This window comes from Calidithermus chliarophilus DSM 9957 (genome assembly GCF_000430045.1).
In the GTDB taxonomy this organism is placed as follows: Bacteria; Deinococcota; Deinococci; order Deinococcales; family Thermaceae; genus Calidithermus; species Calidithermus chliarophilus.
Genome location: NZ_KE387023.1, coordinates 1,353,384 through 1,367,160, shown reverse-complemented (window position 1 = coordinate 1,367,160; position 13,777 = coordinate 1,353,384). Strand labels below are relative to the sequence as shown.

Annotated in this window: 17 protein-coding genes; 10 read left to right on the top strand and 7 right to left on the bottom strand. The window is 70.8% G+C overall.

The genetic code is table 11. The annotated features are described in order from the left end of the window. Complete coding sequence (locus MEICH_RS0106580; protein WP_027891952.1) at positions 1 to 1,032, top strand: FecCD family ABC transporter permease; 1,032 nt, start codon at positions 1 to 3, stop codon at positions 1,030 to 1,032. Beyond that, entirely contained in the window at positions 1,029 to 1,793 is a 765-nt protein-coding gene (locus MEICH_RS0106575) for a heme ABC transporter ATP-binding protein (protein WP_476695753.1), read from the top strand. The genes MEICH_RS0106580 and MEICH_RS0106575 overlap by 4 nt, the downstream gene beginning before the upstream one ends. Positions 1,794 to 1,929: 136 nt before the next feature. On the opposite strand, the gene MEICH_RS0106570 is transcribed toward MEICH_RS0106575, so the two are convergent. Beyond that, positions 1,930 to 2,454, bottom strand: a complete 525-nt coding sequence (locus MEICH_RS0106570; RefSeq protein WP_027891950.1) for a peptidylprolyl isomerase — start codon at positions 2,452 to 2,454, stop codon at positions 1,930 to 1,932. Between the two features lie 79 nt (positions 2,455 to 2,533). Here MEICH_RS0106570 and MEICH_RS0106565 point away from each other — a divergent pair, with 79 nt between their 5' ends. From MEICH_RS0106565 to MEICH_RS0106545, 5 genes are read left to right on the top strand one after another with little or no spacing between them, the layout of a single operon-like run. After that, a complete protein-coding gene (locus tag MEICH_RS0106565) occupies positions 2,534 to 3,079 on the top strand; it encodes a helix-turn-helix domain-containing protein (protein ID WP_027891949.1) in 546 nt (181 codons plus the stop codon). A 31-nt stretch (positions 3,080 to 3,110) separates the two neighbouring features. Beyond that, positions 3,111 to 4,265, top strand: coding sequence for a M24 family metallopeptidase (locus tag MEICH_RS0106560; protein ID WP_027891948.1), 1,155 nt, complete (start codon positions 3,111 to 3,113; stop codon positions 4,263 to 4,265). 10 nt (positions 4,266 to 4,275) lie between these two features. Then, positions 4,276 to 5,226 (top strand): ABC transporter permease, encoded by a 951-nt coding sequence (locus MEICH_RS0106555; protein ID WP_027891947.1) that lies wholly within the window; start codon positions 4,276 to 4,278, stop codon positions 5,224 to 5,226. Then, on the top strand, positions 5,223 to 6,086 hold the full coding sequence (locus tag MEICH_RS0106550) for an ABC transporter permease (protein ID WP_036218406.1): 864 nt from the start codon (positions 5,223 to 5,225) through the stop codon (positions 6,084 to 6,086). The genes MEICH_RS0106555 and MEICH_RS0106550 overlap by 4 nt, the downstream gene beginning before the upstream one ends. Positions 6,087 to 6,095: 9 nt before the next feature. After that, positions 6,096 to 7,610, top strand: coding sequence for an ABC transporter substrate-binding protein (locus MEICH_RS0106545; RefSeq protein WP_027891945.1), 1,515 nt, complete (start codon positions 6,096 to 6,098; stop codon positions 7,608 to 7,610). 293 nt (positions 7,611 to 7,903) lie between these two features. Here MEICH_RS0106545 and MEICH_RS0106540 read toward each other — a convergent pair whose 3' ends face one another. The 3 genes from MEICH_RS0106540 to hpaE are packed head-to-tail and all read right to left on the bottom strand — an operon-like array spanning position 7,904 to position 10,480. Beyond that, positions 7,904 to 8,614: a DUF5995 family protein gene (locus MEICH_RS0106540; RefSeq protein ID WP_027891944.1), complete on the bottom strand. Its 711-nt coding sequence runs from the start codon at positions 8,612 to 8,614 to the stop codon at positions 7,904 to 7,906. A 60-nt stretch (positions 8,615 to 8,674) separates the two neighbouring features. Continuing rightward, entirely contained in the window at positions 8,675 to 8,932 is a 258-nt protein-coding gene (locus tag MEICH_RS23960) for a ribosomal protein L7/L12 (protein WP_036218404.1), read from the bottom strand. Positions 8,933 to 8,953: 21 nt separating this feature from the next. After that, a complete protein-coding gene (gene hpaE, locus MEICH_RS0106530) occupies positions 8,954 to 10,480 on the bottom strand; it encodes a 5-carboxymethyl-2-hydroxymuconate semialdehyde dehydrogenase (RefSeq protein ID WP_027891943.1) in 1,527 nt (508 codons plus the stop codon). A 27-nt stretch (positions 10,481 to 10,507) separates the two neighbouring features. Between hpaE and MEICH_RS0106525 the strand changes: the two genes are divergently transcribed. After that, positions 10,508 to 10,804 (top strand): nucleotidyltransferase family protein, encoded by a 297-nt coding sequence (locus MEICH_RS0106525; protein WP_036218402.1) that lies wholly within the window; start codon positions 10,508 to 10,510, stop codon positions 10,802 to 10,804. Then, complete coding sequence (locus MEICH_RS28470) at positions 10,801 to 10,938, top strand: hypothetical protein (RefSeq protein WP_157202640.1); 138 nt, start codon at positions 10,801 to 10,803, stop codon at positions 10,936 to 10,938. The genes MEICH_RS0106525 and MEICH_RS28470 overlap by 4 nt, the downstream gene beginning before the upstream one ends. A 2-nt stretch (positions 10,939 to 10,940) precedes the next feature. Here MEICH_RS28470 and MEICH_RS0106515 read toward each other — a convergent pair whose 3' ends face one another. Genes MEICH_RS0106515 through hpaI form a run of 3 tightly spaced genes read right to left on the bottom strand, consistent with a single transcriptional unit; the run spans position 10,941 to position 13,069 of the window. Beyond that, positions 10,941 to 11,369 carry a DUF3293 domain-containing protein gene (locus tag MEICH_RS0106515; protein ID WP_036218400.1) on the bottom strand — a complete coding sequence of 143 codons (429 nt, stop codon included), beginning with the start codon at positions 11,367 to 11,369 and terminating at the stop codon, positions 10,941 to 10,943. Positions 11,370 to 11,371: 2 nt separating this feature from the next. Further along, a complete protein-coding gene (locus MEICH_RS0106510; RefSeq protein WP_027891940.1) occupies positions 11,372 to 12,139 on the bottom strand; it encodes a fumarylacetoacetate hydrolase family protein in 768 nt (255 codons plus the stop codon). 21 nt (positions 12,140 to 12,160) lie between these two features. Further along, positions 12,161 to 13,069, bottom strand: a complete 909-nt coding sequence (gene hpaI, locus MEICH_RS0106505) for a 2,4-dihydroxyhept-2-ene-1,7-dioic acid aldolase (protein ID WP_027891939.1) — start codon at positions 13,067 to 13,069, stop codon at positions 12,161 to 12,163. A 97-nt stretch (positions 13,070 to 13,166) separates the two neighbouring features. On the opposite strand from hpaI, the gene MEICH_RS23955 reads away from it, so the two are divergent. After that, positions 13,167 to 13,777 (top strand): PucR family transcriptional regulator ligand-binding domain-containing protein (locus MEICH_RS23955; RefSeq protein WP_036218398.1); only part of this gene is annotated, 611 nt, incomplete at its 3' end.

Here is a 13,777-nt window from a genome sequence, read left to right as displayed (position 1 = left end):
ATGCAGAGCGCTCTGCGGTTGCCCAAGGCTTTTTCCCGCTACCGGCTGGCCCTGCTGGGCCTGGGGGTGGCGCTGCCGCTGGTGGTGCTGCTGGCGGCGGGCAGCGGGGCCTACGCCGTCGCGCCCCAGGACATCCCGCGCGTCCTGTGGGAGCGCGAGAACCCCACCTACGCGGTGCTGACGTCGGTGCGCTTTCCCCGGGTGCTGCTGGCGGTGGTGGCCGGGGCGCTGCTGGCCCTGTCCGGGGCGGTGATGCAGGGCCTGTTCCGCAACCCCCTGGCCGACCCCGGCCTGATCGGGGTCAGCGCGGGGGCGGCGCTGGGGGCCGCCGCGTTCATCGTGGCGCTGCCGGGGGCGGGGGCGCTCGAGGTCTACGCCCTGCCCCTCATGGCCTTCGCGGGCGGGCTGCTGGCGACGCTGGCGGTGTGGGCGCTGGCCAGCAGCGGCGGGCAGGTGCAGGTGCTGACCCTGCTGCTCGCCGGGGTCGCGCTCAACGCGCTGGCCGGGGCCCTGATCGGGCTGCTGGTGAGCCGCGCCACCGACGAGCAGCTCAGGAGCCTGACCTTCTGGACCCTGGGCGGCTACGGCGGGGCCACCTGGGGCCTGCTGGCGGCCATCGCGCCCACCGCGCTGCTGTCGCTGTGGGGCCTGCTGCGCCTGTCGCGCCCCCTGAACGCGCTGGTGCTGGGCGAGTCGGAGGCCTTCCACCTGGGGGTGAGCCTCGAGCCCTTCAAGCGCAAGGCCGTAGCCCTGGCCGCGCTGGCGGTGGGCACCGCGGTGGCCGCGGCGGGCAGCGTGGGCTTCATCGGGCTGGTGGCCCCCCACCTCTTCCGCCTGCTGGCCGGGCCCGACCACCGCTACCTGCTGCCGGGCTCGGTGCTGCTGGGGGCCATCCTGAGCGTGCTGGCCGACCTGATCGCCCGCACGGCGGCGGCCCCCGCCGAGCTGCCGGTGGGCGTGGTGACCAGCCTGCTGGGCGCGCCCTTCTTCATCGCCCTGCTGCTGCGCTTCAAGCGGGAGGTGGCCCGGTGATGCTCGAGGCGCGCGCCCTGTCCTTCCGGGTGGGCCAGCGCCGCCTGCTGGGGGGCGTGAGCTTCGGGCTCGGGGCGGGCGAGGTGCTGGGCGTCCTGGGCCCCAACGGGGCGGGCAAGAGCACGCTGCTGCGGCTGCTTTCGGGGGAGGAGCGGCCCAGCTCGGGCGAGGTGCGGCTGCTGGGAAAGCCGCTCCCGGCTTACGCCGCCGCCGAGCTGGCCCTGCTGCGCTCGGTGCTGACCCAGCGCCGCGACCTGGGCTTCCCCTTCACCGCCTACGAGGTGGCCTTCCTGGGCCGCCTGCCCCACCTCGAGCGCCGCCCCGAACACCCCCGCGACCACCAAGCCACTGCCCACGCCCTCGGCCTCGCCCAGGCCCAGGCGCTATCCCACCGCAAGTACCCCACCCTCTCGGGCGGGGAGCAGAGCCGGGTGGACCTGGCCCGCGTCCTGGCCCAGGAGCCCCGGCTGCTGCTGCTCGACGAGCCCACCAACCACCTCGACCCCCGCCACCAGGTCGAGGTGCTGCAACTGTGCCGCAGGCTGGCCCGGGAGGGCTGGGCCGTGGTGGCCGTGCTGCACGACCTCAACCTGGCCGCCCTCTTCTGCGACCGGGTCCTGCTGTTGCACCAGGGGGCCGCCGTAGCGCTGGGCACGCCGCATGAGGTGCTCGAGCCCGAACGCCTCGAGCGGGTCTACGGCCTGCCTTTCGCCCTTACCCGGCACCCTAGCGGCAGGCCGTGGGTGATGCCGTTGGGGTGATGGAGTGATGGTCGATAGCCCATAGCCGATAGCTGAGTGCTAAACGCCCGTTCTTTACCCCCCTTAGCAAGGGGGGCCGGGGGGGATATCCCCAACACGAGCCACAAGCTGACGGCTGGCCGCTGACCGCTCCCCTTCACTCCAGCACGACGGCGAGGATCGGCACCGGGGGGTCGAGGTACTGGCCTACGGAGGGTTGGCGGTGGATGGCGCGGAGCACCTCGAGGCCCTCGATCGCCTGGCCGAAGGCCGCGAAGCCCTGGCCGTCGGGGTTGCGGTGGCCGCCGCGGTCGAGTTCGGGCTGGTCGCCGATGCAGAAGAAGAACTCCGAGGCGGCGGTGCCGGGCTCGAGGCGGCCCATCGAGATCGTGCCGTCGCGGTGGGTGAGGCCGGTGCGGTCGGTGGTCTCGTGCTCGATGGGCGGCAGGCGCAGGGGGTGGGGCTCCATCCCCAAGCCGCCCTGGATCACCTCGATCTCCACCGGGCTGTCGGGCTGGTTGTCGGAGCGCACGGTGCGGTAGAAGCTGGCCTCCCGGTAGCGCCCTTCCCGCACGTAGCGCAGGAAGTTGGCGACGGTGAGCGGCGCTTGCCGCGGGTAGAGCTCCACGCGGAACGATCCTAGGGCCGTGTCGAAGCGCACCACCGGGTTGGCTGGGTCCATGGCTCCCACTTTATCATCGATTGACATATCAAACAAAATTTGATATACCTTACGGCATCCTCATCCAGGGGAAAAAGCCATGAAACCCGAAGAACTCGGAAGGATGATCCAGAACCGCCGCAAGCAGCTCGGCTACACCCTGCGCGAGCTGGCCGAGCGGGCGGAGCTCAGCGCCCCCTTCCTCTCGCAGGTCGAGAAGGGCAGCACCACGCCCTCCGTCGCCTCGATGGTCAAGATCGCCCGCGCCCTGGGCGTCCCGGTGAGCTACTTCCTCGACACCGAGGGCAGCGCGGCGCAGGTGCGCAAGGGCTCGGAGGTGCGCTTCTTCAACCTCAACGAGAGCCTGGTGCGCTACGGGCGCATCGGCAGCACCGCGCCCGAGCGCCAGCTCGAGCCCCTGCTGATGATCTACCCCCCGCGCTACACCTCCGAGCCGGTGACGCACGGCGGGGAGGAGTTCTTCTACATCCTCTGTGGCCACATGCGCCTGCAGATCGGCGAGCAGATCTACCACCTGGGCCCGGGCGACAGCGCCCACTTCAACTCGGGCCTGCGGCACATCTGGAGCAACGAGGGCGACGAGGAGCTGCGGGTGCTGTGGGTCGGCACCCCGCCGCTGCTTTAAAACCGCACCACCCCACTTCGAGGAGGAAGCGATGATCTGGAGGAGGCTCGAGGAAATCCAGGGCTGGCTCGAGGAGGCCGGGCTCGACGGCTGGCTGCTCTACGACTTCCGGGGGCTCAACCCCCTGGCCCACCGCCTGACCCATCTGGGCTCCGAGCGGGTCACGCGCCGCTGGTTCTGCCTCGTCCCGCGCGAGGGCGAGCCGGCCGTGCTGGCCCACGCCATCGAGGCCACCTACTTCCCGGGGCCGGCCCGCCTCGAGCGCTACCACGACCGCGCCAGCCTGGTCGGGGGGCTGCGGAAGCTGCTCGAGGGCAGGAGCACCCTCGCCATGGAGCACTCGCCCCAGGGGGACAACCCCTACGTCGGCCGGGTGGACTCGGGCACCGTGGACCTGGTGCGGGCGCTGGGCAAGCAGGTGGTGAGCTCGGGCGACCTGGCCCAGCGGCTCCTCACCCTCTCCCCCCAGCAGCAGGCCGACCACCGCACGGCAGCGCAGGGCCTGGGCGCAGCCATCCGCGAGGGCATGGCCTGGCTGCGCGAGCGCCGGGAGGCGGTGAGCGAGCAGGCCCTGGCCCGCTACCTGGCGGGGCGGGTGGAGGCGCGGGGGCTGATCGCCGAGCACGAGCCGGCGGTGAGCTTCGGCACGGCCACCCGCGACCCCCACTACGCCCCCTCCGCCCATCGCGCCCTCGAGCCCGGCCAGCCCGTGCTGGTGGACATGGTCTGCAAGGTCCCCTCCGCCCTGGCCCCCTTCGCCGACATCACCTGGGTGGCCCACAGCGGCCCCCCCAGCCCCGAGTTCGCCCGGGCCTTCGCCGCCGTCAAGGCCGCCCAGCAGCGCGGGCTGGAGTACCTGCAGCAGCGCTTCGCCGCCCGGGACTACCCCGAGGGCCACGAGGCGGACGCGGCGGTGCGGGGCGTGCTCGAGGCGGCGGGCTACGCCCCGGCCCTGCTGCACCGCAGCGGCCACAACCTGGGCAGCCAGCACGTGCACGGCGAGGCCGCCCACCTCGACGGCTGGGAGACCCTCGACCGCCGCCGCCTGCTGCCGGGCTTCGCCTTCACCCTCGAGCCTGGCGTCTACCTCGAGGGCTTCGGGGTGCGCAGCGAGCTCAACTTCCTGACCCACGCCGAGGGCATCGAGGTCACCACCCCCGTCCAGTGCGAGATCGAGCTGATCTAGGACCCCCGCCATGCTGCCTTTCCTGCTCAAACGCTTCGGCTTAGCCCTGGTCTCGCTGCTGGGGGTGCTGGTGCTGGTCTTCGCCATGGTGCGGCTGGTGCCGGGCGACGTGGTGACCAACCTGATCGGCCTCGAGGGCAACGTCAGCCCGGAACGGCGGGAGGAGCTGCGGCGGCTGTTCGGCCTGGACCTGCCCCTGCACGTGCAGTTCGGGCAGTGGTTCGGCGCGCTGCTGCAGGGCGACCTGGGCACCAGCCTGCGCACCGACCGCCCGGTGCTCACCGACTTGGCCCTGCGCTTCCCCGTGACCCTCGAGCTCACCCTCTTCGCGCTGCTCATCGCCCTGGCTATAGCCCTGCCGCTGGGCGTGACGGCGGCGGTGAACCGGGGCAAGACCCTCGACTACCTCGCCAGCCTCTTCGCGCTCGTGGGCATCGCCGCCCCCAGCTTCTGGCTCGCCATCCTCTTCATCCTGCTGTTCTCGCTCAAGCTGGGCTGGTTCCCCCCCACCGGCTACGTGCTCTTCAGCGAGGACCCCCTGGGCAACCTGCGCAGCCTCTTCCTGCCGGCCCTGGCGCTGGGCATGTCGCTGGCGGCGGCCACCACCCGTATCGTGCGCAGCAGCCTGCTCGAGGTGCTCTCCCTCGACTACGCCCGCACCGCCCGCGCCAAGGGCCTGCCCGAGCGCGCCGTGGTCTACCGCCACGCCCTGCGCAACGCGCTGATCCCGGTGGTGACGGTGGTGGGGCTGCAGGTGGGCAACCTGCTGGGCGGCACCGTGATCATCGAGCAGATCTTCGGCCTGCCGGGCATCGGGCGCTTCGCGCTGGAGGGCATCAACCTGCGCGACTACCCGGTGGTGCAGGGCGCGGTGCTGCTGGTGGCCGGGGCCTTCGTGCTGGTGAACGTGCTGGTGGACGTGCTCTACGCCCTGATCGACCCCCGGGTGAGGTTCGAATGACCCAGACCCAGGCCGCCCCTGCCGCCCGCGCCCGCCTGCTGCGCACCGTGCTGCGCTCCCCCAGCGCCCTCACCGGGGGCGTGCTGGTGCTGCTGGTGGTGCTCTGCGCGCTCTTCGCCCCGCTGCTGGCGCCCTTCGACCCCGTGGCCTACAACCCCGCCGACCGCCTGCAGGGGCCCAGCCTCGAGCACCCCCTGGGCACCGACATCTACGGCCGCGACACCTTCTCGAGGGTGCTCTTCGGCGCGCGCACCTCGCTGGCGGTGGCCGCCATCTCCATCACGCTGGCCCTGCTGGCCGGGGGGATTGCCGGGGCGTTGGCGGGCTTCTTCCGCGGCAACGTGGACGTGGTGGTGATGCGCCTGAGCGACATCCTGCTGGCCTTCCCGGCCGTGCTGCTCGCCATCGCGCTGCTGGCGTTTTTGGGCGGGGGCTTCTGGAACCTCACCCTCGCCATCGCCGTGGTCTACTCCGCGCCCTTCGCCCGCGTGGCCCGCGCCAGCGTGCTGCGGGTGCGCGAGGAGGCCTACGTCGAGGCCAGCCACGCCCTGGGCAACAGCCCCTGGCGCATCCTCTTCCGCCACGTGCTGCCCAACGCCGCCTCGCCTTTGATCGTGGAGGTGAGCCTGCGGCTGGCCTTCGCCATCCTGGCCGAGGCCTCGCTGTCGTACCTGGGCCTGGGCACGCAGCCCCCCGCCCCCTCGTGGGGCCAGATGATCGCCGACGGCCGCCAACTGCTCGAGACCTCCCCCTGGATCTCGATCGGGCCGGGGCTGGCGATCACCCTGACCGTACTCGGTTTCAACCTGCTCGGCGACGGGTTGCGCGACCTGCTCGACCCGCGGCTGCGCAGGCAATAGGAGGTAGGGATGAGAAGATTCGCAGTAGCACTCGGACTCGTGGCCTTGCTCGGCGCGGGGGGAGCCCAGAAGAGCGGCGGCGTCCTGCGCGCGGGGATGCAGGCCGACCCGGTGGGCCTCGACCCCCACACCACCAGCGCCACCGCCACCCGCAACCAGCTCGAGAACGTCTACGACACCCTGGTGCGCTTCGACTCCAAGGGCAAGATCGTGCCCTCGCTGGCCCAGCGCTGGAGCGTGAGCCCCGACGGCCTGACCTGGACCTTCACCCTGCGCCCCGACGTGCGCTTCCACAACGGGCGCGCGCTCGAGGCCGCCGACGTGGTCTATTCCATCAGCCGCATCAAGGACCCGGCCGTCAAGTCGCCCCGGGCCGGCGACTTCGCGGTGGTGGATTCGGTCACCGCCCCCAACCGCACCACGGTGGTCTTCAAGCTCAAGCAGCCCTTCGCCCCGCTGCTGGCCAAACTGGCCTTCACCCTCAACGTGATCGTGCCCAAGGAGGCCGCGGCCACGCTGGGCAACAAGCCGGTGGGCACCGGGCCCTTCGTCTTCGTCGAGTACATCCCCAACACCCGCATGGTGCTGCAGCGCAACCCCAACTACTGGGAGCGCGACAGCAAGGGCAACCGCCTGCCCTACCTCGACGGCATCACCTACATCTACCTCCCCGACGCCACCGCCCGCACCACCGCGCTGCGCGCCGGGAGCGTGGACTGGATCGAGTACGTCCCCGCCGCCGACATCCAGACCATCAAGAACGACCCCAAGCTCGACGTGGTCGGCGGCCTGTCGGCCAACTTCCGCTCGCTGTACTTCAACCTCAAGGAGAAGCCCCTCGACGACGTGCGGGTGCGCCAGGCCATCGCCTACGCCCTCAACCCGCAGGAGGTCGTGGACGTCGCCCTCTTCGGCGCGGGCGGCATCGTCGCCAAGGGCACCACCATCCCGGCCGGGGGCTTCTACTCCTACGACAAGAGCCCCTACGGCAAGCCCAACCTCGACCGCGCCCGCCAGTTGCTGCGCGAGGCCGGCTACCCCAACGGCTTCACCCTCGACCTCAAGGTGACCAGCACCTACGACTTCCTGCGCGCCCCGGCCGAGGTGATCCAGGCCCAGCTCGCCAAGGTCGGCATCAAGGTCAACATCCAGGCCGAGGAGTGGAGCGTCTACCTGCCCAACTTCATCGGCAAGAAGTTCGTGGCCACCATCATCGGCGAGTCCGGGCAGGGCGACCCCGACGACTTCCTCTACAACCCCTTCCACACCAAGGGCGGCGGCAACTACATGAACTTCAGCGACCCCACCCTCGACAAGCTCCTCGAGGAAGGCCGCGCCACCGCCGACCAGGAGGACCGCAAGGCCATCTACGACCGCGCCCAGGAGCGCATCCTCCAGCTCGTGCCCATGGTGCCGCTGTTCCACTCGGCGCAGTACGAGGGCCTGGCGACCTACGTCAAGGGCTTCGAGCACTTCCCCAACACCTCCTACCTGGGCCTGCGCACCACCTGGCTCGACAAGTGAGGCCCTGGCTCCCCGCGGCGGCGCGGGAAGCCGTAACCCCGACAGCCACCCCTGGCAGGGTCGCCTGCCAGGGGTTTCACGTGCTCGAGGGCCCCTTATACCGGATTCAAAAAGATAATCATCCGATCCGAAGAGCCCCGGAGGCTATCTTTTTGAATCCCAGGGCACACCCCTCCCTGGCGGTCGGCGAAGCAAGCGTATCCCTCCCGAGGGGCGCTACCGCCCCCCGCCACGCGGATAACTTCGGCCGGCCGCCCCGCCAAGGCGGGGCGGCGCCGCCGGACGGTGACGAACTAACCGAATCGGGTATAACCCTCCCGGCCCAGCAGGACCAGGCGGGCGGTCTCGAGGCACGCGGTCTCGACCTCCCGCAGCAGCCGGTCCCGCTCGGCCCGCGGGGCAGTGACCCGGTCGAGGGCGTGGTGCCAGACCCTGTCCCGCCACCCGGCGATGAGCCTCGAGACCAGCCACTCGTCGAGCGGGCCCATCAGCCGGTCCACGAATTCCATCTCGGGCTCCAGGCGCTCGATCACCGCGTCCTGGACGCTATCGACCGTGCGGGCGATCACCGCGTTGACCCGGCAGTGGTCGGCGTAGCGCGCCTGACGGTGCGCCGGGTCCAGGCCCTCCCACTCGGGCTCGAGCAGGTCGGCCAGGGCCAGCACCAGGTCGTAGTTGATGTGGGCGTTGACCCCCAGCAGCAGGTACTGCAGCCCGCGCAGGCGGGGGTTGCGGGCCGCGCCGTGGGCCACCCGCCACACCGCGGGCGCCCGGGCGGGTTCGCGCTCGTAGGCCTCCAGCGCCACGAAGTAGTAGTCGGCGAAGCGGTGCAGCAGCCGGTCCACCCACTCCCCGTCGCGGAACTCGCCCTGGGCGAGGGCCTCGAGCATGTTGTGGGTCATCATGGCGTAGCAGCCCAGGAAGACGGCGCGCCGGTCCCCGCGCTCTTCCCAGGGGGCGATCAGGGATTGCATCCGCTCGAGGACGGGGGGCAGCGGCGGCATCGGGTTCGCCCATAGTATCGCGTCCGCCCCCGGGGGAGCACGCCGATGGGCCAGCCGCCCCTAAAGCCCCTGTCTCAGCCTGCGGGCGATCTCGTCCACCGCGTCCTTGGCCTCCTTGAGGCCCAGCCCCGTCTGCTCGCGGTAGAGCTTGACGGCCTCGATGATCTGGTTGCGCTTGACGAGCTCGACGACCTCCCCGTCGAGCGCGGCGGGGACGTCGGTGTACCGCAGCCGGAGCGCTTCCATCACGAAGGCGAGCTTGCGCTCGAGCTCGTCGAGGCGGCGGCGCAGCGCGGCGATCTCGCTGGGGTCGTCCATGCCTCAGCTTACCCGCCCGCCTCACTTCCCGAACTTGGGGATGGGGTGCTCGCCCAGCGGCACGGCGATGCTTTTGATCTCGGTGTAGAACTCCAGGCTGTACTCCCCGCCCTCGCGGTGGGTGCCCGAGAACTTGACCCCGCCGAAGGGGGTGGGCAGGTGGCGCACGTTGTGGCTGTTGATCCAGGTCATGCCGCTCTCGAGGGCGAGCCCCATGCGGTGGGCGCGGGCCACGTCGCGGGTCCAGACGTAGGCGGCCAGGCCGTACTTCACGTCGTTGGCCTTGGCCAAGGCGTCGGCCTCGTCCTTGAAGGGGATCACGGTGAGCACCGGCCCGAAGATCTCCTCTTGCGCGATGCGCATGTGGTTTTCGCCCACGAAGAGCGCCGGGCGCAGGTAGTTGCCCTCGCTGCCCACGCGCTCCCCGCCCACCACCAGCCTCGCGCCCTCCTCCTGCCCGATGTGCACGTAGCCCAGCACGCGCTCGAGGTGCTCGGGGTGGATCAGCGGCCCCACCTCGGTCTCGGGGTCGAGGGGGTGGCCCACCCTGACCCGCGCGGCCCGCTCGGCCACCCGGGCCACGAACTCCTCGAGGACGGACTCCTGCACCAGCGCCCTCGAGTTGGCCGTGCAGCGCTCGCCGTTGAAGCTGTAGATCTGGAAGACGGTGGCGTCGACGGCCCGCTCGAAGTCGGCGTCCTCGAAGATGACGGCGGGGGACTTGCCGCCGAGCTCGAGGGAGAGCCGCTTGAGCTGGTCGGCGGCGTTCTTCATCACGATCGAGCCGGTGGTGGTCTCGCCGGTGAGGGTGATCAGGGGCACCAGGGGGTGGGCCACCAGCGGGGCCCCGGCCTCCTCCCCGAAGCCCTGCACCACGTTGAAGGTGCCGGGGGGCAGGTCGGCCTCCTGCATGATCTCGGCCAGCTTCCAGGCGGTGAGCGGCGACCACTCGGCCGGCTTGAGCACCACGGTGTTGCCCGTCGCCAGCGCGGGGGCGATGCGCCAGGTGGAGAGCATCATGGGGGCGTTCCAGGGGGTGATGATGCCGCACACGCCCACCGGCACCCGCACGGTGTAGTAGACCCACTCCGCGTCCACGGGGTAGGTGCGCCCGTCCATGGCCTTCTCGGCCCAGTCGGCGTAGAAGCTGAAGTTCTCGGCGGTGCGGGCGATCTGGCCGCGCACGATCTTGAGCACCTGCCCGGCGTCGAGGCACTCGATGGTGGCGAGCTCGTCGCCGTGCTTCTCGATGAGGCCGGCGATCTTGAGCAGGTACTTCTTGCGCTCGCGGGCCTTGAGCCTGCCCCAGCCCGTCTTGAACGACTCGTGCGCGGCCTGCGCCGCCTTGTCGATGTCCTCGGCGTGGCCGCGGTAGGCCCGGGCTAGGACCCGGTTGGTGGCGGGGTCCAGCGTCTCGAACACCTCGCCCCGCGCGCCTGCGACGAACTGCCCGCCGACGTAGTGCTCGAAGGTGCGCGAGGCCAGCTTCTGCCGCACCTGCTCGATGAACTCGGGGCGGATGCCTGCGGTTTTGTCGTCCAGTTTCAAGGCTCGACCTCCTGCTACACTGGTTTTATGGCTATTTTGAGCTTGCCCGACCTCAGGGCCAAGCGCGAGGCGATCCTCGCGCTTGCCGCTAAACACGGGGCCTCAAACGTGCGGGTGTTCGGTTCACTGGCCCGTGGCCAAGCCGACGAAGCTAGTGACGTAGATTTGCTGGTCACCCTCGAGCCAGGCCGTGGCTTGTGGGATTTAGGTGAGCTGATCGCCGGCTTAGAGGACCTGCTCCGCTGCAAGGTGGACGTAGCCCCGGAAAATTGGCTTCGCCCGAAGGTGCTCGAGCGGGCCATCCGCGACGCCACACCGCTATGAGGGATGACCGCCTGCGCTACGAGGACGTTCTGGAAGCCCTCGAGCGAATCCGCAAGTGGGACGTGGTCGAGAACCACCTTAACGACCTCGAGGCCCGGGTCCGGGCGGCCTTGCGGGCTTTGCCCGAGGAATAGGCTCACCTCCCCACCTCCCGGGGGTAGAACCACTCGAGCCCCCCGCCCTCGCACCAAGCCAGCCCCACCCGCTCGCCCTCCCCGTAGACGATGGCGTTCTGCCCGAAGCGCCGGCCCACGGCCAGGGCCTCCTCGAGGCCGATGCCGAACACCGTGAAGCCCTCCTCCCGCCATTCTCCGTCCGGCGAGCAGCCCACACCAGGAGCGAGCTCATAGCCGCCCTCGCGCAATACCTGCTCGAGTTCCCGGTGCCGCCGGGCGTTCTCCTCGGCCGGGAGCGGCTGGCTGCCGGGGTTGTGGGCGGTGACGACCGCGAAGGGCCGCCCCCCGAACAGCACGAGCCCGGCGGGGGCCTCGCCCAGGGTGAAGGCCACGCCCCCGGCCTCGTAGACGGCCGACCGGTAGACCGGGGAGAGCTCCTGGGGGCTCATGCTCACCCCACGCCGGGGATGATCTCCTCGCGCACCGAGTTCTCCAGCGCGCCCAGCCCGTCGATCTCCAGGCGCATCACGTCGCCCGAGCGCACGTGGGAGATGCCCTTGGGCGTGCCGGTGAGGATGACGTCGTAGGGCTTGAGGGTCATGAAGCGCGAGACGAACTCGATGATCTCGGGGATGCTGAAGATGAGGTCGCGGGTGTTGCCCTGCTGGCGCAGCTCGCCGTTGACGTAGGTGCGCAGCTCGAGGTTGTGGGGGTCGGGGATCTCGTCGGCCGAGACCAGCATGGGGCCCATGGGGCCGAAGGTGTCCCAGCCCTTGGCCCGGATGGGCGGGCGGTACATGTTGCCCACGAAGTCGCGCACCGTCACGTCGTTGACGATGGTGTAGCCGAGCACGTAGTCCATGGCCCGCTCGGCCTTGACGCGGCGGGCGGGCTTGCCGGCGCGGCCCATCACCACGGCCAGCTCGTTCTCGTAGTGCATGTACTCCACGCCCTTCGGCCGCACCACGTGGGCCTTGTGGGGCACCAGGCTCGACTCGGGCTTGATGAACAGCACCGGCTCCTTGGGCATCTCCAGGCCCAGCTCCTCGGCGTGGTCGCGGTAGTTGAGGGCCAGCCCCACCACGGTGCCGGGGGCGAAGGGCAGCATGTACTGCAGGCTGTCGGGGTGGTGCAGCTCGCCCGCCTCGTCGAGCACCAGCCCGTGGTCTACGATGCCCTTGCGCACCCAGCCGTTGTGAAAGAATCGTACGGTCTTCATCGCGCGTCGCCTCCTGCTTGCTCAGCCCGCCTGGGCCACCAGCAGGCCGTAGCCCTCCGCCATCTTACGCAGGCGGGCCTCGACCTCCGGGGTGGTGGGGCCCAGCGGTTCGCGCCACTCCTTCTCCACGAGGCCCATCCAGGAGAGCACCGTCTTGAGCGGGATGGGGTTGGTGTCCCAGAAGACGGCGTCGTTGGCCTCGAGGCCGTAGTAGTGGAGCTCCAGCGCCTCGGCGTAGCGGCCTTGCAAGAGCAGCTCGCACATCTCGGCGGTCTCCTTCGGCAGCCAGTTGGCGGTGGCGGCGATGGTGCCCACGGCGCCCACGGCCATCATGGGGAAGGTGAGGGCCTCGAGGCCGCAGAACACGCGGAAGTCGCGGCCCACCGTCCGCAGCAGCTCGGAGACGTACTCGACGTCCTTGGAGGAGTGCTTGAGCCCGTTGATGTTCTTGAACTCGCGGCGCAGGCGCGCCACGGTGGGGATCTTGATCTCGATGCCCGAGCGGCCCGGGATGTTGTAGAGCACGACCGGCATGTCGGGCACGCTGGCGGCGACCTGCCCGAAGAAGCGGTAGAGGCCCTCCTGGTTGGGCTTGATGTAGTAGGGCGTGATCACCAGCGCCTCGGCCGCCCCCACCCGCCGGGCGAACTGGGTGAGCTCGAGCGTCTCGTCGAGGCGCAGGGTGCCGGTCCCGGCCATCACCTTGACCCGGCCCCGGGCGAAGCGTACCGCCAGCTCGATGAGGTGCTTGCGCTCCTCCAGGCTCATCGTGCCGGGCTCGCCGGTGGTCCCCCCCACGCTGATGCCGTGCGAGCCGGCCTCGACCTGGCGCTCGACGAGGCGCTCGAGGGCGGCCTCGTCGATGTGTCCGTTCTTGAAGGGCGTCACCAGCGGGGTGACGGAACCGTGCATCAGGCTGCGGTCTACCATGGCTCCACCTCGTGTCCTAAGCGAAGGTAGCCCTCCCGGGGGCCAAATACAAGGGTCGGTTTACACACTGTTTGGGGAATTTGGTGTAGAAGAAGACATGACCTTGGGGGAACTGCTCGAGCACCCCGGCCTCAAGCTGAAGCGGCTCGGCGGGGAGGCCGGCCTCTCGCGCCGGGTCCGGGGGGTGCAGGTGGTGGAGTTCCCCGAGGAGGCCCAGGGCCTCGAGCCCGGCTCCCTCGCCCTCACCACCGGCTTGTGGATGGGCCGCCACCCCGACCGGCAGCGGGCCTTCGCCGCCGCGCTGGGGGGGCGCGCCCTCGCGCTGGGCCTCCACGAGGGCGCGGTCATCCCCGCCGTGCCCGAGGCCCTGCGCCGGGCCTGCCTCGAGGCCGGGGTCGCGGTCTTCGCCGTGCCCCACGAGACGGGGCTCGAGGCCGTCCGCTGGGCCGTCACCGCCCACCTCCCGGCCCCGCCCGCCGAGGCCGTGCAGCAGGCGCTGCTGGACGCGCTCGAGCACTCCGGCGACCGGGGCCTCGTCGCCCGGCTGGCCGGCCTGAGCGGCCTCGCCGTGGCCTGCTTCGCGCCCTGGGGCCAGCTCACCGCCGGGGCCGGGGCCTTCGACCCCGCCGAACTGTGGGCCGCGCTGCACCACCCCGCCGAGCGCGAGTGGCTGGGCGAGGCGCTGGGCGGCTGGGCCTGCTCGCTGCC

Bases quoted from the DNA above. Each gene is read 5' to 3' on its own strand.
- MEICH_RS0106580 (WP_027891952.1), top strand. From the start codon at position 1: ATGCAGAGCGCTCTGCGGTTGCCCAAGGCTTTTTCCCGCTACCGGCTG.
- MEICH_RS0106570 (WP_027891950.1), bottom strand. From the start codon at position 2,454: ATGGACCCAGCCAACCCGGTGGTGCGCTTCGACACGGCCCTAGGATCG.
- MEICH_RS0106565 (WP_027891949.1), top strand. From the start codon at position 2,534: ATGAAACCCGAAGAACTCGGAAGGATGATCCAGAACCGCCGCAAGCAG.
- MEICH_RS0106560 (WP_027891948.1), top strand. From the start codon at position 3,111: ATGATCTGGAGGAGGCTCGAGGAAATCCAGGGCTGGCTCGAGGAGGCC.
- MEICH_RS0106555 (WP_027891947.1), top strand. From the start codon at position 4,276: ATGCTGCCTTTCCTGCTCAAACGCTTCGGCTTAGCCCTGGTCTCGCTG.
- MEICH_RS0106550 (WP_036218406.1), top strand. From the start codon at position 5,223: ATGACCCAGACCCAGGCCGCCCCTGCCGCCCGCGCCCGCCTGCTGCGC.
- MEICH_RS0106545 (WP_027891945.1), top strand. From the start codon at position 6,096: ATGAGAAGATTCGCAGTAGCACTCGGACTCGTGGCCTTGCTCGGCGCG.
- MEICH_RS0106540 (WP_027891944.1), bottom strand. From the start codon at position 8,614: ATGCCGCCGCTGCCCCCCGTCCTCGAGCGGATGCAATCCCTGATCGCC.
- MEICH_RS23960 (WP_036218404.1), bottom strand. From the start codon at position 8,932: ATGGACGACCCCAGCGAGATCGCCGCGCTGCGCCGCCGCCTCGACGAG.
- MEICH_RS0106525 (WP_036218402.1), top strand. From the start codon at position 10,508: ATGGCTATTTTGAGCTTGCCCGACCTCAGGGCCAAGCGCGAGGCGATC.
- MEICH_RS28470 (WP_157202640.1), top strand. From the start codon at position 10,801: ATGAGGGATGACCGCCTGCGCTACGAGGACGTTCTGGAAGCCCTCGAG.
- MEICH_RS0106515 (WP_036218400.1), bottom strand. From the start codon at position 11,369: ATGAGCCCCCAGGAGCTCTCCCCGGTCTACCGGTCGGCCGTCTACGAG.
- MEICH_RS0106510 (WP_027891940.1), bottom strand. From the start codon at position 12,139: ATGAAGACCGTACGATTCTTTCACAACGGCTGGGTGCGCAAGGGCATC.
- hpaI (WP_027891939.1), bottom strand. From the start codon at position 13,069: ATGGTAGACCGCAGCCTGATGCACGGTTCCGTCACCCCGCTGGTGACG.